Consider the following 22511-nt stretch of genomic DNA (forward strand, 5'->3'; position numbering starts at 1 on the left):
TGTCCCAGATGCTCGCGTCCACTATGTAGTTCTCAAACAACAACCCCATCAACCAACCCCCCAACCCGCCACAACCCACACACGCAGGCCGCAACACAAAGACCGGAGGAACCGGCTGCAGGAACAAAAGAAACACCAGAAGTGCCCCCCTGCATTGCTGCAAAAAGGTCCTGTTGCCTCAGGACCCAACAGTGCGCCAAACACAACCCCCACCAGCCGCACCCCGGACACGTTCCCAACAACCCACACCCCCACACAAAGCAGGAGCACGAACCGCCGTACTAGCACCAGGACACAACCACGAAAGCCATGCCAAAAAAATGATTCGTTGATATTCCACCCATGAGCACCCACCGCAGAACAAACGCCTGCGCAATGGGCAACACTGACAACAACCAGACACCCCATGCAGGGCACCAGCCATTGCAAGCAGCTCCTTAGAAAGGAGGTGATCCAGCCGCACCTTCCGGTACGGCTACCTTGTTACGACTTAGTCCCAATCGCCGGTCCCACCTTCGACGGCTCCCCCCACAAGGGTTAGGCCACCGGCTTCGGGTGTTACCAACTTTCGTGACTTGACGGGCGGTGTGTACAAGGCCCGGGAACGTATTCACCGCAGCGTTGCTGATCTGCGATTACTAGCGACTCCGACTTCATGGGGTCGAGTTGCAGACCCCAATCCGAACTGAGACCGGCTTTTTGGGATTAGCTCCACCTCACAGTATCGCAACCCTTTGTACCGGCCATTGTAGCATGCGTGAAGCCCAAGACATAAGGGGCATGATGATTTGACGTCGTCCCCACCTTCCTCCGAGTTGACCCCGGCAGTCTCCTATGAGTCCCCGGCCGAACCGCTGGCAACATAGAACGAGGGTTGCGCTCGTTGCGGGACTTAACCAACATCTCACGACACGAGCTGACGACAACCATGCACCACCTGTAAACCGACCGCAAGCGGGGCACCTGTTTCCAGGTCTTTCCGGTTCATGTCAAGCCTTGGTAAGGTTCTTCGCGTTGCATCGAATTAATCCGCATGCTCCGCCGCTTGTGCGGGCCCCCGTCAATTCCTTTGAGTTTTAGCCTTGCGGCCGTACTCCCCAGGCGGGGCACTTAATGCGTTAGCTACGGCGCGGAAAACGTGGAATGTCCCCCACACCTAGTGCCCAACGTTTACGGCATGGACTACCAGGGTATCTAATCCTGTTCGCTCCCCATGCTTTCGCTCCTCAGCGTCAGTTACAGCCCAGAGACCTGCCTTCGCCATCGGTGTTCCTCCTGATATCTGCGCATTTCACCGCTACACCAGGAATTCCAGTCTCCCCTACTGCACTCTAGTCTGCCCGTACCCACTGCAGAACCGGAGTTGAGCCCCGGTCTTTCACAGCAGACGCGACAAACCGCCTACGAGCTCTTTACGCCCAATAATTCCGGATAACGCTTGCGCCCTACGTATTACCGCGGCTGCTGGCACGTAGTTAGCCGGCGCTTCTTCTGCAGGTACCGTCACTTACGCTTCTTCCCTACTGAAAGAGGTTTACAACCCGAAGGCCGTCATCCCTCACGCGGCGTCGCTGCATCAGGCTTGCGCCCATTGTGCAATATTCCCCACTGCTGCCTCCCGTAGGAGTCTGGGCCGTGTCTCAGTCCCAGTGTGGCCGGTCACCCTCTCAGGCCGGCTACCCGTCGTCGCCTTGGTAGGCCATTACCCCACCAACAAGCTGATAGGCCGCGAGTCCATCCAAAACCACAAAAGCTTTCCACCCCCCACCATGCGATGAGGAGTCATATCCGGTATTAGACCCAGTTTCCCAGGCTTATCCCAGAGTCAAGGGCAGGTTACTCACGTGTTACTCACCCGTTCGCCACTAATCCCCCAGCAAGCTGGGATCATCGTTCGACTTGCATGTGTTAAGCACGCCGCCAGCGTTCATCCTGAGCCAGGATCAAACTCTCCGTTGAAGTAAAACAAAATCAAACAGACACAACCACACCCACCGGAAATAACGGCAAAACGCGGCTGCACAAAATTCGAAACCAGCTGAAAACCAGACCACCACACACGGGGGTGCGCAGCAACCTGGCAAAATTTCAACCAATCAATAAAACAATCGGTATCAACAAACTTGGCACACTATTGAGTTCTCAAACAACAGACACTACCGGCACCACCCACACCCCACAGGGTCCAGGATCGCTCCGGAGCAACTTTCCAAACTTACCCGAACCACCCGATCTTGGCAAATCGCGTTCCCGTGATTCTCCGATCAAGCATCCGGCCCCACCCACACAGCACGCTCAAAAGCGAACCATTTCTCAGGCTGTTATCAAGGGGGTCGGCCCCCGCAGTTCTCAGCTCCAGGCTGTCTCACTCGCGGCGACTCAGAAGACATTACACGCCCACAAGCCCCCACACAAATCCACCACCAGACCACCCAAAAACCCCGCAAACACAACCCAAACAACCCCACCAACCCAACAAACCACCCCCAAACCCACCAAAACAACCACCGTGAACCCCATCACAACCCCCGGACACCCTCGCACCCAACCCAACAACCGCCGTCGAACCCCATCCCAGCGGAACGCGACCAAGCGACCGGCCCAAACCCTCGGAGAGTGAGCAAGCGTCACGCTCAAACCCTCGGGAAGTGAGCGAGCGTCCGATTCAAGCCCTAGGGATGTGAGCGAGCGTCGGAAAGAGGGGGCGGTTATCCGGCAGCGCGCGTCCAAGGGAGGAACGACCGAGCGCGCAGAGGATGACCGCCCCCTCCCCGCCGGCCACCCCTCCCCGACAGCCACCCTTCCGAGACCGCCGCCTCCGCGCCGGCCACCCCTTCGCGTCAGGCGCTTCCCTCATGCAACAACCCGCGCTTAAACACAAAAAGGGCCGGCAACCATAACGGTCGCCGGCCCTTTCAGAGCTTCGTGATTACCAGGAAGACTTGGTGATGCCCGGGAGCTCACCGCGGTGAGCCATGTCGCGGAAGCGAACACGGGAGATACCGAACTTCTGGAGCGTGCCGCGGGGACGGCCGTCGATCTGGTCGCGGTTACGCAGACGGATCGGGGAGGCGTTGCGGGGCAGCTTCTGCAGGCCGAGGCGTGCAGCTTCGCGTGCTTCGTCAGTCGCGTTGGGGTCAACCAGGGTCTTCTTCAGTTCGAGACGCTTGGCAGCGTAACGCTCAACAATGACCTTGCGCTGCTCGTTGCGAGCAATCTTGGACTTCTTTGCCATGTGTTTAGCGCTCCTCTCGGAATTCGACGTGCTGGCGGATCTTGGGGTCGTACTTCTTCAGGACCAGGCGGTCCGGGTCGTTACGACGGTTCTTGCGGGTTACGTAGGTGTAACCGGTGCCCGCAGTGGACTTCAGCTTGATGATCGGACGTACGTCCTTGTCCTTTGCCATTAGAGCTTTACTCCTCGTGCCAGGATGTCGGCGACGACTGAGTCGATGCCGCGTACGTCGATGGTCTTGATGCCACGGGCTGACAGGGTCAGCGTGACATTACGGCGCAGGGACGGAACCCAGTAGCGCTTCTTCTGAATGTTCGGGTCGAACCGGCGCTTGTTGCGACGGTGCGAGTGCGAAATGCTGTGTCCAAAGCCCGGCTCGGCTCCGGTCACTTGGCAGTGTGCTGCCATGACTCTCCTCCAAAGATTGAATGTAACGGCGTGCAGATGTTCCTGCGTTGCCGTGCGACAGGCAGTGTTCGCATCCGGGTCCACACCATTTCGGTAGTTTCCGCAGCAAGTGCGGCGAAGAAGGCTGGCCTCAGGACCGCAATGATTCAGGTCCTGGGATACCGGGCGAATACAGGAATGCACGCAACTTGAGCCCCTAACTACCGGCCAACGGGATGTCAGTCAGACTGACTTCACCACCAACCGGAGCAATTGCACACGATCCGCACTACCTAGCGCCTAACTATTCTACGGGCCAGGCCAAATTAAGACCAATCCGGCATCATACGCCCTCAAAAGCTCTTTCACAGCAGAATGAAAGGAAGCCGGGCGAGTCTTGGGATATGACCTCGTTACTGGCCCCTGATTCTCCGGTGGACAACCCGTCGTCGCCCGGCCCGCGGACAGCACCTGCCGCCGTCGAGCGCTTCCGTCCGCAAGCACGACGGCGGCTGGCCCGGGCCGATGTCCTGGCTTTCGTCGGGTGGTTGTCGCCGGTTGCGGCGGTGACGCTGTGGCTTGCTGACGGCGGTGCCAGCGGGTTCTCGTCGTTCGCGGCCACCATGACATCGCTGGGGATCGTAGCCGGCTTGATCGGCATGGACCTGGTGTTGTTGATGCTGTTGCTCGCGGCCAGGATCCCGTTCGTGGACCACACAATCGGCCATGACCGCGCCTTGGAGGTGCACAAGAAGCTGGGCAAACCGGCTCTTTACCTGCTGCTGGCGCATGGTCTCCTGCTCGCGATCGGCTACGGAGCGGCGGAGGGCCTGGATCCGGTCAGTGAGTCGGTCTCGCTGTGGGTCAACGTCCCGGACATGTGGCTCGCATTCGTCTCCTTGGCACTGTTCGTTGCCGTGGTGGTGACGTCGCTGGTGGCCGTCCGCCGGAAGTTCCCGTACGAATTCTGGTACGCGATCCACTTGCTGACCTATGTGGCCGTTGGCACCGCCATCCCGCACCAGTTCAGTGTGGGCGGGTTGTTCGCGGAAGGGACGTGGCAACGCTGGTACTGGCTGGCTATTTGCATTGCGACCGGTGCCGCACTTCTCCTCTACAGGGTGTACCTGCCGTTGGCAGCGACATTCCGGCACCAGCTCACCGTCAGCCGCGTGGTCCGGGTCGCGCCGGACGTTTTCAGCATCGAAATGACGGGCCTTCAGCTGGAACGCCTGGCCGGTGCCGGGGGCCGTTTCTTCTTCTGGCGGTTCCTCGCTCCGGGACACTGGTGGCAGCCGCACCCGTTCAGCTTGTCGGCGGAACCCGTGTCCGGCGTCGGAAGCAAACCAGGGAGCTTGCGCATCACGGTGCGAAACCTGGGTGAAGGCTCTGCCCGGCTTGCCCGGATCAAGCCCGGCACCAAGGTCGCCCTTGAGGGCCCCTACGGCATGTTCAGCACGGCGGCACGCACCCGGAACAACGTGGTGATGATCGGCGCGGGGATCGGCATCACGCCGTTGCGGTCGCTCCTGGAATCCACCCCTTTCGAACCCGGCCAGGCCACGGTCCTGCTGCGGGGACACGATGAGTCGGAGCTTTTCCTCGGCAAGGAAATCATGGCGTTGTGCCAGGCACGAGGCGCCACCCTCTTCCACCTCACGGGGCCCCGCTCGGCCGGCGTCCGCTCCTGGCTCCCCCAATCCGCGACGACTGCCGGGTTCACCATCGCCTCCTACGCACCCGGCATCGCATACGCCGACGTTTACGTTTGCGGCCCCACCCCCTGGGCCGCCTCCGTGATCAGGGAAGTACGCGCAGCGGGTGTCCCCGATGAACAAGTCCACTACGAAAGGTTTGACTGGTGAGAATTCGAGCAGCCATGGCAACCGCGCTGGCGTCGGCGGGCATCCTGTTGGCGGGCTGGCAGTCGGGCGCGCACATCGCCGACACCGGCACGGCAACCACCACAAGCCTGGGAAGCAGCGCCAGTTCCGCCGGCGGCACCACCACGGGCACCAGCGGAAGCAGCAGCGCCACCAGCAGCGGAACCAAGACAACAACGACGGCGGCAACGTACGATGGCACGGCCGTCCAGACCCGCTTCGGTACAGTCCAGGTCCGTGTAACCATCCAGGGCGGCAAGATCACCGAAGTCACGGCCCTCCAGCTCACTGACGCCGAACGCAAGTCGGCCCAGATCAGCAGCCGGGCAGCACCCGTGTTGCGGTCCGAGGTCCTCCAGGCGCAATCCGCGGACGTGCAAACCGTCGGCGGCGCAACGGTCACCAGCGACGCCTACCTCACCTCACTCCAGGCAGCCCTCGATGCCGCACACTTCTAGCACCACGCAGCTGCGGGCCCGGACATTCCGCACCATGGGCACCGTAGTGAGCCTGACGGTGGCGAGCGGACACTACGCCCAAACAGCCGTTGACGAGCTCGAGTCAGCAGCCGCCGTCGTCGAGGATAAGTTCTCTGAACTGGACCTTGGCTTCAGCCTGTACCGGAACGGCTCCGAAGCGAGCAGGCTGGCCCGCGGTGAGCTGACCCTGGCCTACGCCTCCGAGTCCATGCAGGACCTGTACGCAGAAGCGTCCGAATGGCGGTTGGCAACCGGCGGGGCTTTCACGGCTGAGCGGCCGGATGGCACGTTGGATCTTTCCGGGATCGTGAAAGCACACGCGGTGCGTGAGGCAGCGTTGTCCCTCGAAGCCCTGGGTTTGCGGGACTGGTGCCTGAACGCCGGCGGCGATGTCCTGGTGAGCGGGTCCCCCGAACCGGGGACGGAGGAGCCGTGGCTCGCCGGCATCGTTGATCCGCAGGACCGGCAAGCCTTGCTGGGCGCGTATCCGATGTCGGCCCTGCGGGCACTCGCGACGTCGGGCACGGCTGAACGCGGCCAGCACATTTGGGCCATTGGAGGTGCGGCAACGGAGTTCGACCAGGTTTCCGTGGCCGCCGCCGACATCGTTACCGCCGACGTCCTTGCAACCGCCATCGTCGCCGGCGGGACAAGGACCCTCGATCAGGCTGTTGAAAAATGGAAGGTGGAAGTCCTCGCGGTACGTCGCGACGGGACGCTGCTGGCTACCGCCGGGTTCAGGAAACCGGCCTGATCAGTTCTGCGTACTTGGGACTGAGGCCATCGCCGGAAGACACGCCCCGGAGACGACGGGACACCCACGGCGCTGCCGACTCCCGGAGCCAGCGCGCGTTTGCCTTCAGGGCCTCCACCCTCCCCAAAAGCCGCGCGGGCGCGAGCTCGGGAACGTCGATCACATGCTCGTGTTCCAGGACGTCCAGGACGCGCTTGGCCATGTTGATGTGGCCGGCTGTGGACATGTGCATCCGGTCCTCGCCCCAAAGCCGCCAGTCGTCGTATTCGTCGAAGCGCCAGTAATCCACCAGCAAGGCGCCATGGTCCTCGGCGATCTCCCGCACGAGTTCGTTGTAGATCGCAGTGCGGCCACGCATCGCGCTGAACACTTTCGAGCCCTTCGCATCGAAGCCCGTGAAGAGGAGGACCGTGGCACCGGTCGCACTCAACTTGGCGATGCCGGCGTCGTACTCCTCCAACAGCGAGTCGATGTCGATCTTGGGCCGCAGGATGTCGTTCGCCCCGGCGTAAAGGGTCACCAGGGTGGGTTTCATTGCGACGGCGGCATCCACCTGCTCGGCCATGATCTGGCGGAGTTTCCGGCCACGGATGGCCAGGTTGGCGTAGCCGAAACCGGGATTGCTTTGGGCCAATTGCCCTGCCACGATGTCAGCCCAGCCGCGCACCCCGTTAGGGCGGGTGGGATCGTCGTCGCCGACGCCCTCAGTGAACGAATCCCCCAGGGCAACATATCGGGCAGAAAAATCCATGCCGCCAGTCTGCCACTTCAGCGCTCACAGCCACAAAGCCGCTGTTCTGCGCCGGAGAAAGCACTAGGAATCGCGGAGAATCCAGTGGTTGTTGTCCAACCGGGCAACGATTTTCTCGCCGATCCGTGCGAGGTCGGCGACGTCGTCGGGGCTGAGCGAGTCGAGCATCAGCGTCCGCACCGACTCCACATGGGCTGGCGCCAGGGAAACAATGGTGGACATGCCGGCGTCGGTCAGGTGCGCCACCGTGACGCGGGCGTCGCCGGGGTGGGCCTGCCGTTCCACCCAGCCGCGTTTCTGCAGTTTGGTGACCACGTGCGAAAGCCGTGACAGGGAGGCGCTTGTCCGGGCAGCGAGCTCGCTCATGGGCAGGTACCGGCCCTCCGTTTCGGAGAGCATGGCGAGCACGTTGTAGTCGAACAGGGACAGTTTCCCGGCCGCCTGAAGCTGGGTGTCCAACGCCGAGGGGAGCAAAGTATTGATGCTCAGCAGGGCAAGCCAGGCACGGCGTTCGTCGGCGTTCAGCCACCGGGGTTGATTCATGGGTCCATCTTATGAGAATCCGTCGGCTTCCCGGGTCCAGGCCTGCTGCCCTGGCGATAGGCTGGCTGCATGTTCGTAGTCTCTTTGACCTACAAAGTTCCGGACGAAATCGTCGACTTTCACCGCCCGGGCCATATGGCCTGGCTCAAGGACGCGTTCGACGGCGGGATCTTCCTTGCGTCCGGACGTCGCGTCCCGGCCACTGGAGGCGTGCTGCTGTCCAAAGTGGACAGGGCAACGTTGGATGCCTCGCTGGCCGAGGATCCGTTCTACAGCAACGGGGTGGCCGACTTCGAAATCATCGAATTCACCGCCACCAGCGTGGCCGAAGGCTACGAAAACCTGCTGGACAGCTGAGCTTTCACGGTTTTCGCCGTGCCGGTTCCGAGCCGTTCGGGCAGCACCACCGGCATGAGTTCCGGCCAGCGGGCACCCAGGTGGTCACCGCTCGAAACGCCGCGGACCCGGCGTGAAAACCAAGGTCCGACGTCGCGCCTCAGCCAGGCGACGTCGTCGGCGATGTTTTCGGTGAGGGACTTCGAACGCCACGGCGCCATGACCGGCTCAGAGAGCGAATGGGGCGCTCCCAGGACCTCCAGGACTTTCCTGGCCATGTACCTGTGGCCCGGCGTGGACATGTGCAGCCGGTCGGAAGCCCACATGCGGGGGTCCTGGAACTTTTCAAAGCACCAATAATCCACCAGGAGCGTCTGGTACTTCGCGGCAATCCGCCGGATGTGGCGGTTGTAAATGGCAGTACGGACCTTCAAGGGCTCCAGCAAGGAAGACAACGGGACGTTGTAGCCGGTGAAGAGCACGATCGTGGCACCGCTGGCTTTGAGGCGCATCACGGCATTTTCGTAATCCCTCATGAGCCGGCCCAGGTTGAGCCGGGCCATGAGGAGGTCGTTGCCGCCGGCGTAGAAGCTGATGAGTGTGGGATTCAGGGCCAGTGCGGGTTCGAGCTGCTCGTCAACGATCCTTTGGAGGCGGCGGCCCCGAACGGCCAGGTTGGCGTAGAGCGTGCGGTCATCGTGCCGGGCGAACTCCTCGGCCACACGGTCAGCCCAGCCACGGCAGTTGTTGGGTAGCCTGCGGTCAACGTCTCCCACGCCCTCAGTGAAGGAGTCTCCCAACGCGACGAATCTCCGCGGCATGGTCATTGTGCTGCCTCCCGGTTTTCCATGAGCTTCTTCAAACCACCCTTGCGGGGGACTTTGACCGGATGCGGCCAGCGGGGTTGCAGCGAATCGCCCAGGGTGACACCGCGCAGTTTGCGCCCGAACAACGGCACCACCCAGTCGTTGACCCAGCGGCGTTGGCGGCGCTCCCATTCACGCAGGGTCAACCGGGTAGGCGGTTCCCATTCCTTGGCCGGGATCTTGTGCGGGACATTGAGATGGTCCAGGACCTGTCCGGCCAAGTACTTGTGGCCGGCCTTGGACATGTGAAGCCGGTCCGGGGACCACATCCGCGGGTCCTTGTAAGCATCGAAGCACCAATAATCCACCAGAACGGCGCCGTACTTGACCGCTATCTCCCGGACTCTGTGGTTGTACAGGGTATTGCGTTTCTTGAACGGCTCCAGGACAGCGGAAACCTTGACGTCGAACCCCGTGAAGAGCACCACCGTGGCCCCGGTTCCACTCAGCCGCGCAACCAGGAGTTCGTAATCGGCAAGAAGGGCCTCCATGTCCGTGCCGAAGTCCAGGATGTCATTGCCGCCGGCATACAGCGTGATGAGCGTGGGCTCCATGGCGAGCGCGGGTTCGAGCTGTTCATCGATGATGTGCCGGAGCCTTTTGCTGCGAACTGCCAGATTGGCGTACTCCCACCCCGGTTGCGCCTTCGCCAGCCTTTCGGCCACCCGGTCGGCCCAGCCTCGCACCCCGTTCGGCAGGACCTTGCTCGGGTCCCCGACACCCTCGGTGAAGGAATCCCCGATGGCGACATACCGCCGTCGAGCGCTGTTTCCGTCACCGAAGTCGTCCCGCACCCCACCGAAGCTACCCGCCCCCGGTTAAGGCCGAGCCAACCCCAAGTGAACAAGCGTCCGGACCCAAGCACGCGGGAAGTGAGCAAGCGTCCGACCCAAGCACGCGGGATGTGAGCAAGCGTCGGAAGGTGACGCGGGCACGAGCCGCAGCGGCGGTTTTGCGAAGGAGCGCATCGCGGCCCATCGTGGCGAGGAGGTCGCTTAGCGACCGGAACGCCACCTATGGGTTGTGTCTAAGCGACGGCAAAACCGGCGCTTCGGCGGACTCAACGATGCAGCAGGGGCTTAGCCTTCCGCCTTGCCGCGACGCCAGTAGCCCATGAACGCAACCTGCTTGCGGTCAATGCCAACGTCCCGCACCAGGTAGCGCCGCATTTCCTTGATCACGAACGCTTCGCCGGCAATCCAGGCGTAGAACGGCAAGGCGCCTGCGGGCAGTGTCGGGTTCTTGGTGGCTTCGATGGCTGCCGCGTCCATGCGCTGCGGGGTTTCCCAAAGAATGTCCTGGTCCACGTTGACGTCTTCGGGCTCAGGACCTGCTGCGGTTCCGGAACCCTTGATGCCCACCCAACCCGGGACGGGAACTGCCTTGGCCACGGCTTCCTTGAGGAGTTCGCCGTGGGGACGGGAGCGTCCGATGGCTGCGCCGCGGGCAAGCCAGGTGATTTCGATGTCGGCGGCGGTGCTGATGTCCTGGAAATCGCCGGCTTCGGGCACCTCGAGGAAGGCATGTCCGGTCATGTCGGCGGGCAGGCTTTCCAGGATGGCGCTGATGGCGGGCACTGCGGTTTCGTCGCCGGCCAGGAGTACGCGCTGCGCCAGCCCCGGCCGCCATTCAATGCCACCGTAGGCGCCGGCGGTGGCGCACTGTGCAGCCCTGTTGTTGGGACCGATGATGGTCAGTGCGTCGCCCGGTTTCGCAGCAAGCGCCCAGTTGGCCGCAGGTCCGCCGTGCCCGGCGTCGTCGAAGTGCATGACGAAGTCGATGTCGATTTCGGGGTACACGGCGTCGAGCCGTTCGGAGCGGACGGTGTAAGTCCGCATGTCCCCACGGACGGACGGGTCCATCGCCAGCCATTCCTGGTACCAGCCGGCCTCTTCCATTTTGAAGGGGGGCAACGGAATGACATTGCCGTCTGCGTCAAAGGACGGAATCATCAGCTTCACGCGCAGGTCCAGGGTGTCGCCCGCAACGCCGAAGTCGCGCAGCGAGTAGCCGCCGAACGTGATCCGGCGGAAATTGGGGCTCAGTTCCTGCACTGCCGTCACGGTGACGTCGAAGGCGAGGGTCATGGGCTCCACGGCGGCGCTTGCTTTGGCCTGTGTCGGTTGTGCACTCATGAGGCGATCTCCAATTCGTTGCTTACAGCGGGGCTTGCGTGGTGCCGTCCAATGGGAACGATCAGTGGTGTGCCTGAGATGGGGTCCGGAACCACCCGGGACTCCAGGCCGAAAACGTTGAAGACGAGTTCTTCTGTGACCACATCGATGGCGGGCCCTTCAGCCACGATGCACCCGCCCTTCATGGCGATGACGTGGTCTGCGTAGCGCGCTGCCAGGTTCAAGTCGTGAAGCACGATCGCCACAGTGGTCGCGCGACGGCGGTTGAGGTCCGTGATGAGGTCGAGGACTTCCACCTGATGCGCGAGGTCCAGGTACGTGGTGGGCTCGTCCAGCAGCAGGACGTCGGTTTCCTGCGCCAAGGCCATGGCAATCCAGACCCGCTGGCGCTGGCCGCCGGACAGTTCGTCGATGCTCCACTCAGCGAGTCCAAAGGTGTCGGTGGCTTCGAGCGCGCGCTGCACCGCGGCGTCGTCGGCGGCGCTCCAGCTGCGGAAGAAACCTTGGTGCGGGTAGCGGCCGCGGCCCACGAGGTCGCGCACGGTGATGCCGTCCGGAGCGGCAGGGTGCTGCGGCAGGAGGCCCAGCGTGCGGGCCAGTTCGCGGGCAGGACGGGAGTGGATGTCCTTGCCGTCCAGCGTCACTGCACCGCCGGCCGGCTTGAGCAACCGCGACAAGCCGCGCAGGAGCGTGGATTTGCCGCAGGCGTTGGCGCCGACGATCATGGTCACTTTGCCCTCGGGAATCTCGGTGGAGAGCCCCTCCACCACCTTGCGCTGCTCGTACTGGAGCGTGAGGTCCTTGGCATTAAGGATGGCCATGTCAGGCTTCCTTTCGGTTGGACGTGACCAGAAGCCACAGCAGGAAGGGTGCACCGAGCGCACCGGTGATGACGCCGACCGGGAGGACGGTTCCGTCCAGGACGACCGGAGCAATGTTGGAGGCGAAGAAGTCGGCCAGCAGCACGATCAGCGCGCCAGTGAGGGCCGACGCCGGAAGGCTGGGTTTGCGCACGATGCGGCGGGCGATCGGCCCGGCGAGGAACGCGACGAAAGCTACCGGTCCGGCGGCGGCAGTGGCGACGGCGGCAAGTCCGACGGCGGTCAGCACGAGTCCCAGCCGCGCGGCGTTGACCCTGATTCCCAGGCCGGCGGCAGCGTCGTCGCCCAGTTCAAGGATGCGCAACGGTCCGGCGAGGACCGCGACGGCCGGCAGCAAGACAAGCAAGGAGACCCCCAGAACACCGGCCCGGTCCCAGGTGGCTGAGTTCAGCGAGCCGTTGAGCCAGATGAGGGCGTCTGCGGCAGTCCGGATATCCGCACGGGTCATGAGGAAGTTGACCACCGCGTGGAGTGCTGCGGCGATGCCCACGCCGGCCAGGATGAGGCGGTTTCCTGCAGCGTTGCCCCGGCTGCCCCCGCCCGCGCCGGAGCCGGTGCCGCGGGATATCGCGTAGATGATGGCCGCTACACCCAGTGCGCCGCCGAGGGCCGCCCCGGAAACGACAGCCCCGGATGCGCCGAAGATCACGATGGCCGTCACTGCCGCGGCGCTGGCACCGTAGCTGATGCCGATGATGTCTGGGCTGGCCAGCGGGTTGCGCAGCATGGTCTGGAACAGCGCGCCGGCGAGCCCGAAAGCGAGGCCGATCATCGTTCCCACCACAGCGCGGGGCAGTTTGTGTTCCATCACGATGAAGCTGGCGCCCGGGATCTTCTCGCCGCCGGTCAGGTTGTTGATGACGATGGTGAAGAAGTCGGGGATGGTCACGGTGTAGCTGCCCAGGAGCACGTACACGGCGAACATCACCAGCAGCGCGAGGCCCAGGAAGAAGGTGGGGCTCAGCACGCGCCGAAGTGGCAGATGATGAGGGTGTTTGGGGGAATTATTGGCATTAAGTGCCGTCTCGGGCGCGGATTTTAGGACCGTCACAGTCCGGCCCCCTTTCCACGGCGAATCAGCCAAACGAACACCGGCGCTCCAACGATCGCGGTCATGATGCCTGCCGGAACTTCGCCCGGGAGGAGGATCACGCGGCCGATGATGTCGGCGGTGATGAGCAGGATGGGAGCCGAGACCAGGGAAAACGGCAGGATCCACCGGTAATCCGGGCCGGTCAGCAACCGGACGGCGTGGGGGATCACCAGGCCAAGGAAGCCGATGGGGCCGGCCAACGCAGTCGCCGAACCACACAACAGCACGATGCCCAGTGCCGTGATCCCGCGTGCCAGTCCGACGTTCTGGCCCAGGCCGCGGGCAATGTCATCGCCCAGGGCCAGGCTGTTCAGGACGCGCCCGCCGCCCAGGACGATGACCGCGCCAACAGCCAGGAACGGCAGCGCAGGCAGCAGCACGGACCAGTCCCGCCCGCCGATGCTGCCCACCTGCCAGAAACGGAAACGGTCCAGGGTGTCCTGGCTGGAGACAAGAATGACGTTCATCAGGGAGAACAGACCCGCGCTCAGCGCCGCACCCGCCAAGGCGAGCTTGACCGGCGTCGCACCGTCGCGCCCCCGGGACGCTATGGCATAAACGACGACGGCGGCTGCCGCGGCTCCGATGAAAGCGAACCAGATGTAGCCGGTCAGTGAGCCGATGCCGAAGACGTAGATGCCAACAACCACGGACAAGGCCGCGCCGGCGTTGAGACCAAGGATCCCCGGGTCGGCCAGCGGGTTGCGGGCGACGCCCTGCATGGCAGCCCCGGCGAGGCCAAGTGCAGCGCCGGCGAGGAGGCCCAGGACGGTGCGGGGAATCCGGGCGATCACCACAGCGTGGTTGCCGTCAGCCGGATTGAAGTTGGTGAGGGCCTCCCACACCGTGGTGAGGGGAAGGCCGCGCGCGCCGATCGCCAACGATGCGGCACTTACTGCGGCGAGTACGACGACGGCCAGCAGCAGCCAGGCGGTGCGCTTGCCTGCTGCGCTCCGGGCCCCGGTTCCCCTACCGGATGCCGAAGCGTCAGGGGAGATGCCTCCCGGGCCAGCCGGCACCATGCTGCCGCTGCCCCGCCCCTGGACGGCCGTCGTCGTACTCAGTTTCATTGCAGTTACTTGCCTGCGGCTTCTGCGGCCTTACCCAGCTGCGGCAGGAACGTATCCAGTGCCCACGGCAGGCTCAGCGGCGAGGAAGCGGAGATGGAGAGCGTCAGGGTCTGGTCCGAATCGGCAACCAGTGCGCCCTTCTTGATGGCCGGGATCTGGCCCAGCAGCGGGTCGGCCTTGATGGCGTCGGCCGTTGCAGCCTCGGGAACCCAGGTCACGAAGATGTCGGATTCAAGCTCGTTGGCCTTTTCCGCGGACCACGGGATGAAGAATTCCGTGTTCGACTTGGTGTTTTCCGTAACGACGGGGGCCAGCTTCATGCCGATTTCGGAGAGGAACCGGGGGCGGTTGTCGATGGCGGTGTAGACGTTGGCGCCGTCACCCTTGGCGGGCTCGAGGTTGCCGTAAATGAAGGTCTTGTCTTTGATCTGCGGGTACTTGGAAACCTTGTCCTTGATGGTGGCTTCGGTGTCTTCGACCAGCTTCTTGGCTTCGGCTTCCTTGCCCAGCGCCTTGCCGATGATGGTGGTGCTTTCCTGCCACGGCGTACCGTAGGCCAGTTCCGGCTGCGCCACGACGGGGGCGATTTCGCTGAGCTTCTTGTAGTCAGCCTCTTCCAGGCCCGAGTAGGCAGCCAGGATGACGTCCGGGTTGAGCTTGGCGATCTCGGTGAAGTTGATGCCGTCTGCCTCGGAGTACTGCACGGGAGCCTTGTCGGTGCCGAAGCCGGCGCCGAGCTTCTCCAGCGCTGCGTCCTTCCACGGGGTGGAGCCCTTGTCGTTGTTGCCCCACTCGTTCTTGGGAACGCCAACCGGAACAACACCCAGGGCGAGTGCGACGTCGTCGTTGACCCACGAGACGGTGACTACGCGCTTGGGCTGTTCCTTGATGGTGGTCTCACCGAAGACGTTCTTGATGGTCACGGGGAACGCGGCGGACTCGGCCTGCTCGGTTGCCGGCGTCGACGTGGCCGGTCCTGTGGAGCAGCCAGTGAGGGAAAGGGCGACGGCGGCCAGGGCGGCCGTCGCGGTTCCTGCTGTTTTCAGCAGGGCGCGGCGTGGGAGAAGGGATGCCACGGTACTCCTTAGGTAAGTGATGCGAACCTAAGTAAGGCTAGCCTACCCTCCCGATAATTACGAAACGTTTGCGTCACCTAATCTCCACGCCTGGGCAATGCGGGCTGCTTTTGATTGGGGTTAGGATGGTCGATGGCGGAACACCGCTTCCTGGAAAACGACGAGGGGATGAGCGTGCGCACTGTTTCAGTTGCTGCAGCCATGGTTGGCGAGGTGGCCGTTTTGGCCTGCTTGGCACTCCCCTGCACGTCGGCATCTCTCTAGGTTTCCGGGCACAGCAAAACCCGGCCGCAGGGCACTTTCCTTGCCTTGCCATTTCCTCGTTTGGTGACCGACGACTCCTGCCACCCCGCAACACTGCCCGTGGCCGTGCCGGCAGAGGCACGCCCAGGCACGCGGACGTCGACCACTTTTCGAAAGAAGCTTTGCCATGCAGAAAATCACTGCCCAACAGATCCGTTCATCCTTCATCAACGCCAGCCGCTCCGAGGCAGCAAAGGCCAATCTTCCCCGCGATTTCGACACCATCGACTGGGACAACCTTGAATTCCTGGGGTGGCGCGATGAGAAGATGCCCCAGCGCGGGTACCTGGTGGTCCCCCACCGGGGCAAACTCACGGGGGTCATGCTCCGCGCCCCCGAGGGAGGCTCCGGCAAGAAGCGTGTGGTGCTGTGCGAACTGTGCCGGGACGTCTTCTCCAAGGACGACGTCTACCTCTGGGTTGCCAAGAAGGCCGGACAGTCCGGCAAGGACGGGAACACCGTGGGCACTCTGATCTGCGCCGATTTCGGTTGCAGCGCCAACGTGCGCAAGGAACCACCGGCCAATGAGATCAACCCGGACCCGGCCGTCGTCGTGGTCCGGCAAATCGCAGGCCTGGAGTCCCGGACGGAACAATTCCTGGACCGGGTCCGCGACGTGTCAAAGTAGCGCCTTGGAGCAACGCGGGGTCACTTTTGGCCCATAAAGGGCCTCCCAAAGGGCCATAAGTGACCCCGCGTTGCTTTCTAGCGCAGGACGATGTCCACCGGGTTGGCTTCGGATCGCCATGCGCCGGGTTCGCCCGGCCCTGCGATAACGGGAGCCGTGAGGACGCCCGAGCGGTTGGTCCGCTTGTCCCGCAGGATCTCCGTGACGGAGCCGAGGTGCCGTGACAGGTCAATGACGTTTTCGGGCGCGGCCAGCAACAGCTGGAAGCCGAATTCGTGGAGTGCCTTGATGCCCGCACCCGCGAACTCCTCCGAGGCCAGCACGAACGCTTCGTCCATCATCACGGTGCCGTAGGTGGTGAAGCCCTGCTCGGCGATGCCCAACTGGTAGCTCAATGCAGCAGCCATGATGAAGGCCGTGAACCGTTGGCGCTCACCGCCCGACATGGAGCCTGTGTCGGCGTGCATGAAGACTTCGGTTTTCTTCTTGCCGGTTTTGGATGCGCCGGCCTTCCCTTGCTTTGCCACCTCGCGGTGTTCCTTGCACTGGATGAAGACGTGTCCACGGACGTCCAGCACTTCGGCACGCCAACGTCGATCCTCCGGCGTTTGCGATCCGAGCCGCTTCACCAGCGTTTCCAGCGATTTATACCGTGCGGTGAGCTCGGCGTCGTCGTCCGTTTCGGCGGAACCAGCGGCCGAAGCGCCGCGCGAGGGCCGTGTGTGTTTGGTTTTCAAAGCGTTCTGGATGGCGTCCTTGAAGACCTTGGCCGTTGCCGGCAGCGTCTGCTTGATGTCCAGTTCCAGGAAGCTTCCCTCGTGGAAATTGACCTCGGACAAGATGCCGTTGAGGGGGAGGATGCGGCTGGTGATGCTGCGCCGTTCCTCATCGAGAAGGTGCAGGAGCGTACTGAACGACTCGTGCGTGCGTTGGTTGAAGAACAGCCTGAACTCGGCTTCCTGTGCGGGCAGGCCGTCGCTCACGATCGCGTGGTAGCGGGCTTCGAAGTCGCCTGCGGCACCGATTGAGGTGCCGTGGTCGGCGCTGATGGCGCTCCCCCAGTCGCGGACGAACGCTTCGAACATGCGCGTCAGGCGTTCGGCTGTCGCCTGGCTCCGGGATTCGGCCGCGTGCAACTCGTCCAGGAGTTTGTTCCGGACGCTGTTGGCCAGGTTGTCCAGCTCATACAGTTCGGAGACGTCCGCGACGCCGTCGAAGTACGGTTCCAGCGCGGTGACGGTAGAGGCCGACGGCGGTGACTGCTCAAGCTTGAGCCTCGCCGCATCCAGCAGCCCGTCAGCCGTGGTCATCTTGTGGTCGAGCGCTTTGTATTCGCTCTGCAGCACAGCCGCCACCCCTGTGGAGGACTGGTGCTTTTCCCTGACGGCTTCGATGTTGGCACGCAACGGCTCGAGGTCCGCCTGGGCGGCCAAAGCATCCACCAGCCGTTGCTCTATCCGTGCCAGCTCGTCCGCGGCAACGGCAGCCGAAACCTGCTCCCACGGCCGCTCGTCTTCAGCCACACGCCGCAGGGCTTCCAGTTGGCGGGCCATGCCTTGGTGCGAATCCTCACGGCTTTGGGCCAGTTCGGCAGCCTTGGCCAGCTCATTCTCCAGCTCGCCCACGCGGGCAGCGACGAGTTCAAGCTTGGAAGCGTTATCGAAGCCGAGGACGTAATCCTGCCGGCTGGTGAACCGGTCGTCCTTCTCAACGGTGTGCCGGTTCCGCTTCACCACGCCGCCCAGGCTCAGGCCCTTGTCCATCGAGGCAAGCTCGTCCGGGTCCTCGACACACGGATACGCAAAGTCCAAGGCGATCCGCTCACGGATCCATTCCCCGGCGTCGGCGTTTGCGCCCGAGGTGAGGATGCTCAACTTCGTCAAGAGGTCGCCGTCGGACACGTCCTCCACAGCCAGCGCCCCACCGGCAAGCGGCTTGGAGACGTCCACCGCGCGCAGCGCGCCCCGAACAGTGTTGTCGTTCAGGTATCGCGTGACGGCAGCAAAGTGCTCCCCCGGAACCAGCAAGGTGGTGGCCAGGTTGCGCAGGGCCCGCTCCGCCGCGGGCCGCCACTGGTCCTGCCCCTCGGCGAGGTCGATCAGCTCGCCGCCAAACGGCATCCGCTCTTCCGGTACGCCCGTCGCGGCCGCGATGGCGGCCCGGTTTTCAATGCTCGACGGCGGCAGCAGGGACTTGCGCGACCGCAGCGACAACAGTTCCTGCTGGGCCGCAGCCAGCTCACGCTTCTTGGTCGCGTGGCCATCGAACGCCTCGAAACGGAGTTCTTTCAAGGCCTCCGAATCGTCTTTCAACTCGATCGAACGGGCGGCGGCCTGCTCGTGCGCCTGGTCCCAGCCCTCGGCGGACCATTCCAGGTTCAACCCGGCGTCGGCCAGCGCCTTCCTGGCCGAGTCCTCAACCTGCTGGCGCAGCTTCAGGCCAACCTTGGCGTTCTCCAACGACTGCTCAATGGCCGAAATGGCGTTGCCACCGCGGTTGTTGTAGTCCAGCTCAAGGTCGCGCAACTCCTTGGCCAGGGCATCGCGGACCACACGCTCGGCGGCGAGTTCCTGCGCCTTGGACTGTGCCAACTCCTTGAAGCGGGCCAACGTCTTGGCGTGCACCGTGACAGCGAGCTGCTGCTTGTAAGCTTCAAACTCTTCGCCGGCCAACTCACGGAGGCGGTTGGCGTCCAGCAAGGCCTGGGCGTATTCCTTGTTCAGGCCCGGCACCGGAGCCAATTGGTCGCGCTGCAGCCGGACATCCTCCAGCCGCTGCCGGATCGACATCAGGTTGCTGAATTCCTCCACGACGTCGTCCGCCGCAGCCAGCGTGGCCGGGGCATCCAGCACCTGGTCCCGGAAGAACGTGTTGACGCTGCCGCCCAAGCCCTTGCCGGCCTGGATAACGCGCAGCAGCGGAAGCGCCTGGTCCGAGTTGATTCCCAGGAGCCGCCGGAACCGCTCGGCGAACGCCTTGTGGACGTCGAACACCTGACCGTCCGGGAAGATCGACTCCAAGGCACTCCTGGTAAACCGCTTCTGCGCGATCCCCTCGATCGCTTCGAGGTCCAGGGGCTTGCTGTCGATCACATAGAAACGCCCAACGCTCGACTCCGTGCCGTTTTTCGGCAGGTCGAACAGCGCCGACACCGTCACTTTCGTGCCGGCTGCGTTATCAAACGTCAGCGCGACGGCGGACCAGGTGGCACCGGGGCGCTGGAAAGCGCTGGCCGAGCTATCCCCGACCGCCTTGTCACCGACCTTGCCGCGCATGTAGGTGAACGTGGTCCTCTTGTCCTCCACAGCCCCGCCGGACCGCTGGGCAGCAGCCTCGTTCGACCGCGGGCGGGCATCGAAAACGCGGAGCATGGCATCAAAGAGCGTGGACTTGCCGACACCGGAATTGCCGGTCAGCAGCGTGCCCTTGCGGTCCACGTGCATGGTGTGGGCGCCATGGAAGGTGCCCCAGTTGACCACCTGGACGAGGGCCAAACGCATCTGGCCCGGATTCGTGAGCTCGCCGAGCGGGAGCATGCTTGCGATGGTCACTTGGCTGCCTCCTCTGCTGCTGGGTCACTGTCCGCGGCGGTACCGGCGTCGTCGTCCCCGTCTTCGGAAGTGGGGCTGGAGTCAGCTTCCATATCCAGCAAAGGCTCCGTGCCGGATTCGTCCGCTGCTACTGCCACGAGGGCTTCTATGTGGGCCGGGATGTCGCCGATGTTTTCGAACGGGAGGGCCAATGGCAGGGCGTTGCTGATGGTGTACGTGTCATCCAGCGGGGTGGGGAGGAGAAGTTGCCGGGCGAGGAGTTTGGTGATGGTGCGGGTGACCACGTCGGAGTCGCGCAGGGCATCCTGTTGGCCGGCGGGGGTGTAGTTCGCTACGAGGTCGGAGATCTCTTCGCGGGTGATCGTGGGGTCGGTCTGGGCTGTGACGTGGCGGTCCAGGAGGAGGCGCAGCCGGAGCAGCACGATGGTTTCAACGCGGCTCAAAGCACGCTGCTGGCGGAGGATGCTGGAGCGGGAGCTCGCCCCGATGATTTCCGGATCAACGGGTCGCAGGACAGCGATCTTGCGGTCGTGGTCCAACTGGAGCGTCAGGAAGAGTTCCGAGAGGCGGCTTCGGAGAATCAGCTGGTTGTCCAGGAGGGTCGTCCACAGCTTCTCGTCGCGGGCACCGTCAACGTAGGGACCTTTAAGGAGCTTCACCAGGGCATGGCGGACTTTCATCGGGAGCACGCCGGTGTCGCCGGGGAAGAGCGCAGCACCGTCCACGAAAGTGTCCCGCGGCGTGATCCGGAACGGGTCCGGGTGCTGGGCGGTCTCATCTGGCACCTCAACGGTGTCCTGCTCAGCTTCGGTGTCCTGCTCAGCTTCGGTGTCCCGCTCAGCTTCGGTGACGTCCTCCGCTTCGGTGATGTCCGTCGTCGTGATGTCCTCAGTCATTGGAATCCTCATTCAGCGTGACGACAGGCAGGTACGCGGTGCGGATGCTGCCGTCGATTTGTTCGAAGTCGATGTGTTCCCACGCGGCGCGGTCGAAAGCCGCGCCGGTCTGCAATGCCATGGACAGGAGGGTCCGGACGCTGTTGATGTGCCGTTCCTCCGCGGGCAGGTTTTCCCAGGCCTCACCCAACGTGGCCGAGCCCGCCATGGCCGCCCGCACAACATCGGGGCGCGCTTTGCCGGTGCGGGCCGAACGGACCCTGTCCGAGTCGCTGAACGCTATGGGGTCGGCCAGCCGCGGGGGCGTGGCGAACTCGTCCGGGTCGAACAGCTTGACCATGGCCAAGGACTCGAAACCGGCGTTGAAGAGCACAGGTCCAGGCACCAGGCCGGGCCGGTCGCGTTCGTAGGGCAGGGAACGGATGGCCTGTTCGGCTTCGGCCAGCACTTTGCGGAGACTAACCGACTGCCGGACGTCGTCGCTCTGGATATAGGTGTTGAGGCTTTCCGAGAGCTTTCCGTAAATCCGCTGGATCTGGCTGTGCTGGTACCGCAGTTCCGCGACGAGGTTTTTCAGCGTTTCGCGGTCCTCGTGGGAGAGATCGTCCGCAAACTGCCTGCTCAGCACCTCGCCGATGGCCGAGCGGAAACGCAGCTGCTGTTGCGGATCCTCAAGGAAGGCGGTGAAGGAGCGGAAAGTACGTCCTTCGGGGCTTTGCCGAAGCCTTTTGTCGGCCTCCAGAACCTGGGCCATGGTTGCGCCCTTGCTCAACGACTCTTCGATGATCTGGTTGCGGAGCTCCCCCACCAGTTCCTCGATACGGTCACGCATTTTCTTGTAGTCCGCGGGCAGGCTTGCGGCGAGGTCAAGGATGTTACCGGCAGCTTCAACGGCTTCTTCGTCGTCAAGGAGGCCGTCGAATTCGCCGGAACTGATGTCCTCCACCAGCTGCTGGCGCTCGTGGATTTCCTCTTCCAGGGCCTCCAGGCGCGCGCTCTGGTCCGGGTTTGTTTCGTTGGCCAGCTTCTCCACATCGCCGAGCAGCGTGCCGAGCCTCGAACCGTTCAGTGTGGAACGTTCGCTGGAGAGGCTGTCGAGGAAAGCGAGCACACGCGCTGCGGGCTCGGTGACCTCGTACACGATCCGGCCCGACTGGTTGCGTCGCGTCAGGAACTGCTTGCGCGTCCATTCGTCACCGAACAACTTGCCGTTCTGCTGGCCGCCAAGCGCAGGATCCTGGCGCCGGAGCTGCTCAAGGAAAGCGTCGACGTCGGCATGGAACTCTTCGAGCGGAAGCTGCGGCCTGGTGCGGGTAAAGGAGGCCTGGAGGACGGCGATGACCCACGGCGCCGAGCGGGTCAGGGCCCACGCGGGACCCTTGGTCAGCTGTTCGAGGTCGCGGAGCCTCGCGCCGATTGCGTCGGCGGAGGACATGGCTGAACGGGACAACTACTCTCCTTCAGCTGCTGCGAAACCTGGCTGGCAGCGGAAACTGCCCCGTACAAGGTTAACGCAGAGCGTCGCGGAGGCGTCGAGCGGGCCGGAAGTACCGCCGTCGGGGGCTTCAACGCAGGCCGGCCGCAATCATTCCGTGACTTACGCGCCGGTACGGTTTCGATCGCATATCAACGCCGCAATGACGC

The 22511-nt window shown here is 63.6% G+C and carries 20 protein-coding genes and 1 rRNA gene; 5 read left to right on the forward strand and 16 right to left on the reverse strand.

The features are described 5' to 3' along the window. Window positions 1–441: 441 nt before the first annotated feature. The 4 genes from PYR64_RS17405 to rpmB form a co-directional block, all read right to left on the reverse strand. A 16S ribosomal RNA gene (locus tag PYR64_RS17405) occupies window positions 442–1959 on the reverse strand. Between the two features lie 970 nt (window positions 1960–2929). Next, window positions 2930–3235, reverse strand: coding sequence for a 30S ribosomal protein S14 (gene rpsN / locus PYR64_RS17410; protein WP_011776360.1), 306 nt, complete (start codon window positions 3233–3235; stop codon window positions 2930–2932). Window positions 3236–3239: 4 nt separating this feature from the next. Next, window positions 3240–3407, reverse strand: coding sequence for a 50S ribosomal protein L33 (rpmG, locus tag PYR64_RS17415; protein ID WP_003798558.1), 168 nt, complete (start codon window positions 3405–3407; stop codon window positions 3240–3242). Then, the gene (gene rpmB / locus PYR64_RS17420) at window positions 3407–3643 is read right to left on the reverse strand and encodes a 50S ribosomal protein L28 (protein WP_011776361.1); all 237 of its coding nucleotides are present in this window, start codon (window positions 3641–3643) and stop codon (window positions 3407–3409) included. The genes rpmG and rpmB overlap by 1 nt, the downstream gene beginning before the upstream one ends. A 383-nt stretch (window positions 3644–4026) precedes the next feature. Between rpmB and PYR64_RS17425 the strand changes: the two genes are divergently transcribed. The 3 genes from PYR64_RS17425 to PYR64_RS17435 are packed head-to-tail and all read left to right on the forward strand — an operon-like array spanning window position 4027 to window position 6738. After that, the gene (locus tag PYR64_RS17425; protein ID WP_275776642.1) at window positions 4027–5487 is read left to right on the forward strand and encodes a ferredoxin reductase family protein; all 1461 of its coding nucleotides are present in this window, start codon (window positions 4027–4029) and stop codon (window positions 5485–5487) included. Further along, the gene (locus PYR64_RS17430) at window positions 5484–5963 is read left to right on the forward strand and encodes an FMN-binding protein (RefSeq protein WP_275776644.1); all 480 of its coding nucleotides are present in this window, start codon (window positions 5484–5486) and stop codon (window positions 5961–5963) included. Before PYR64_RS17425 ends, PYR64_RS17430 begins: the two co-directional genes overlap by 4 nt. Further along, on the forward strand, window positions 5947–6738 hold the full coding sequence (locus tag PYR64_RS17435; RefSeq protein WP_275776646.1) for an FAD:protein FMN transferase: 792 nt from the start codon (window positions 5947–5949) through the stop codon (window positions 6736–6738). The genes PYR64_RS17430 and PYR64_RS17435 overlap by 17 nt, the downstream gene beginning before the upstream one ends. Here PYR64_RS17435 and PYR64_RS17440 read toward each other — a convergent pair. Both PYR64_RS17440 and PYR64_RS17445 read right to left on the reverse strand, forming a co-directional pair. After that, entirely contained in the window at window positions 6722–7489 is a 768-nt protein-coding gene (locus PYR64_RS17440) for an SGNH/GDSL hydrolase family protein (RefSeq protein ID WP_193590154.1), read from the reverse strand. The genes PYR64_RS17435 and PYR64_RS17440 overlap by 17 nt on opposite strands. A 63-nt stretch (window positions 7490–7552) precedes the next feature. Further along, window positions 7553–8032, reverse strand: a complete 480-nt coding sequence (locus PYR64_RS17445) for a MarR family transcriptional regulator (RefSeq protein ID WP_018779924.1) — start codon at window positions 8030–8032, stop codon at window positions 7553–7555. Between the two features lie 69 nt (window positions 8033–8101). Here PYR64_RS17445 and PYR64_RS17450 point away from each other — a divergent pair, with 69 nt between their 5' ends. Further along, a complete protein-coding gene (locus tag PYR64_RS17450) occupies window positions 8102–8389 on the forward strand; it encodes a YciI family protein (protein ID WP_018779925.1) in 288 nt (95 codons plus the stop codon). Here PYR64_RS17450 and PYR64_RS17455 read toward each other — a convergent pair. The 7 genes from PYR64_RS17455 to PYR64_RS17485 form a co-directional block, all read right to left on the reverse strand. Further along, on the reverse strand, window positions 8365–9195 hold the full coding sequence (locus PYR64_RS17455; RefSeq protein WP_275776652.1) for an SGNH/GDSL hydrolase family protein: 831 nt from the start codon (window positions 9193–9195) through the stop codon (window positions 8365–8367). The genes PYR64_RS17450 and PYR64_RS17455 overlap by 25 nt on opposite strands. After that, on the reverse strand, window positions 9192–10028 hold the full coding sequence (locus tag PYR64_RS17460; protein ID WP_275776654.1) for an SGNH/GDSL hydrolase family protein: 837 nt from the start codon (window positions 10026–10028) through the stop codon (window positions 9192–9194). The genes PYR64_RS17455 and PYR64_RS17460 overlap by 4 nt, the downstream gene beginning before the upstream one ends. Window positions 10029–10313: 285 nt before the next feature. Next, window positions 10314–11369: a siderophore-interacting protein gene (locus PYR64_RS17465; RefSeq protein WP_018779928.1), complete on the reverse strand. Its 1056-nt coding sequence runs from the start codon at window positions 11367–11369 to the stop codon at window positions 10314–10316. Continuing rightward, complete coding sequence (locus PYR64_RS17470) at window positions 11366–12190, reverse strand: ABC transporter ATP-binding protein (RefSeq protein ID WP_275776657.1); 825 nt, start codon at window positions 12188–12190, stop codon at window positions 11366–11368. Before PYR64_RS17470 ends, PYR64_RS17465 begins: the two co-directional genes overlap by 4 nt. Window position 12191: 1 nt before the next feature. Beyond that, window positions 12192–13175 (reverse strand): iron chelate uptake ABC transporter family permease subunit, encoded by a 984-nt coding sequence (locus PYR64_RS17475; protein WP_275779994.1) that lies wholly within the window; start codon window positions 13173–13175, stop codon window positions 12192–12194. Window positions 13176–13297: 122 nt separating this feature from the next. Beyond that, on the reverse strand, window positions 13298–14413 hold the full coding sequence (locus PYR64_RS17480) for an iron chelate uptake ABC transporter family permease subunit (protein ID WP_082499789.1): 1116 nt from the start codon (window positions 14411–14413) through the stop codon (window positions 13298–13300). A 5-nt stretch (window positions 14414–14418) separates the two neighbouring features. Then, window positions 14419–15489 carry an iron-siderophore ABC transporter substrate-binding protein gene (locus tag PYR64_RS17485; RefSeq protein WP_275776660.1) on the reverse strand — a complete coding sequence of 357 codons (1071 nt, stop codon included), beginning with the start codon at window positions 15487–15489 and terminating at the stop codon, window positions 14419–14421. A 430-nt stretch (window positions 15490–15919) separates the two neighbouring features. On the opposite strand from PYR64_RS17485, the gene PYR64_RS17490 reads away from it, so the two are divergent. Then, the gene (locus PYR64_RS17490; RefSeq protein WP_039243212.1) at window positions 15920–16420 is read left to right on the forward strand and encodes an FBP domain-containing protein; all 501 of its coding nucleotides are present in this window, start codon (window positions 15920–15922) and stop codon (window positions 16418–16420) included. 77 nt (window positions 16421–16497) lie between these two features. Here PYR64_RS17490 and PYR64_RS17495 read toward each other — a convergent pair whose 3' ends face one another. The 3 genes from PYR64_RS17495 to PYR64_RS17505 are packed head-to-tail and all read right to left on the reverse strand — an operon-like array spanning window position 16498 to window position 22317. Continuing rightward, entirely contained in the window at window positions 16498–19971 is a 3474-nt protein-coding gene (locus tag PYR64_RS17495; protein WP_189076741.1) for an ATP-binding protein, read from the reverse strand. Further along, complete coding sequence (locus PYR64_RS17500; RefSeq protein ID WP_275776664.1) at window positions 19968–20867, reverse strand: DUF4194 domain-containing protein; 900 nt, start codon at window positions 20865–20867, stop codon at window positions 19968–19970. Before PYR64_RS17500 ends, PYR64_RS17495 begins: the two co-directional genes overlap by 4 nt. Next, window positions 20860–22317, reverse strand: coding sequence for a DUF3375 family protein (locus PYR64_RS17505; RefSeq protein WP_026267467.1), 1458 nt, complete (start codon window positions 22315–22317; stop codon window positions 20860–20862). The genes PYR64_RS17500 and PYR64_RS17505 overlap by 8 nt, the downstream gene beginning before the upstream one ends. Between the last annotated feature and the right edge of the window lie 194 nt (window positions 22318–22511).

It is taken from the genome of Paenarthrobacter sp. Y-19, from assembly GCF_029223985.1.
In the GTDB taxonomy this organism is placed as follows: domain Bacteria; phylum Actinomycetota; class Actinomycetes; order Actinomycetales; family Micrococcaceae; genus Arthrobacter; species Arthrobacter nicotinovorans.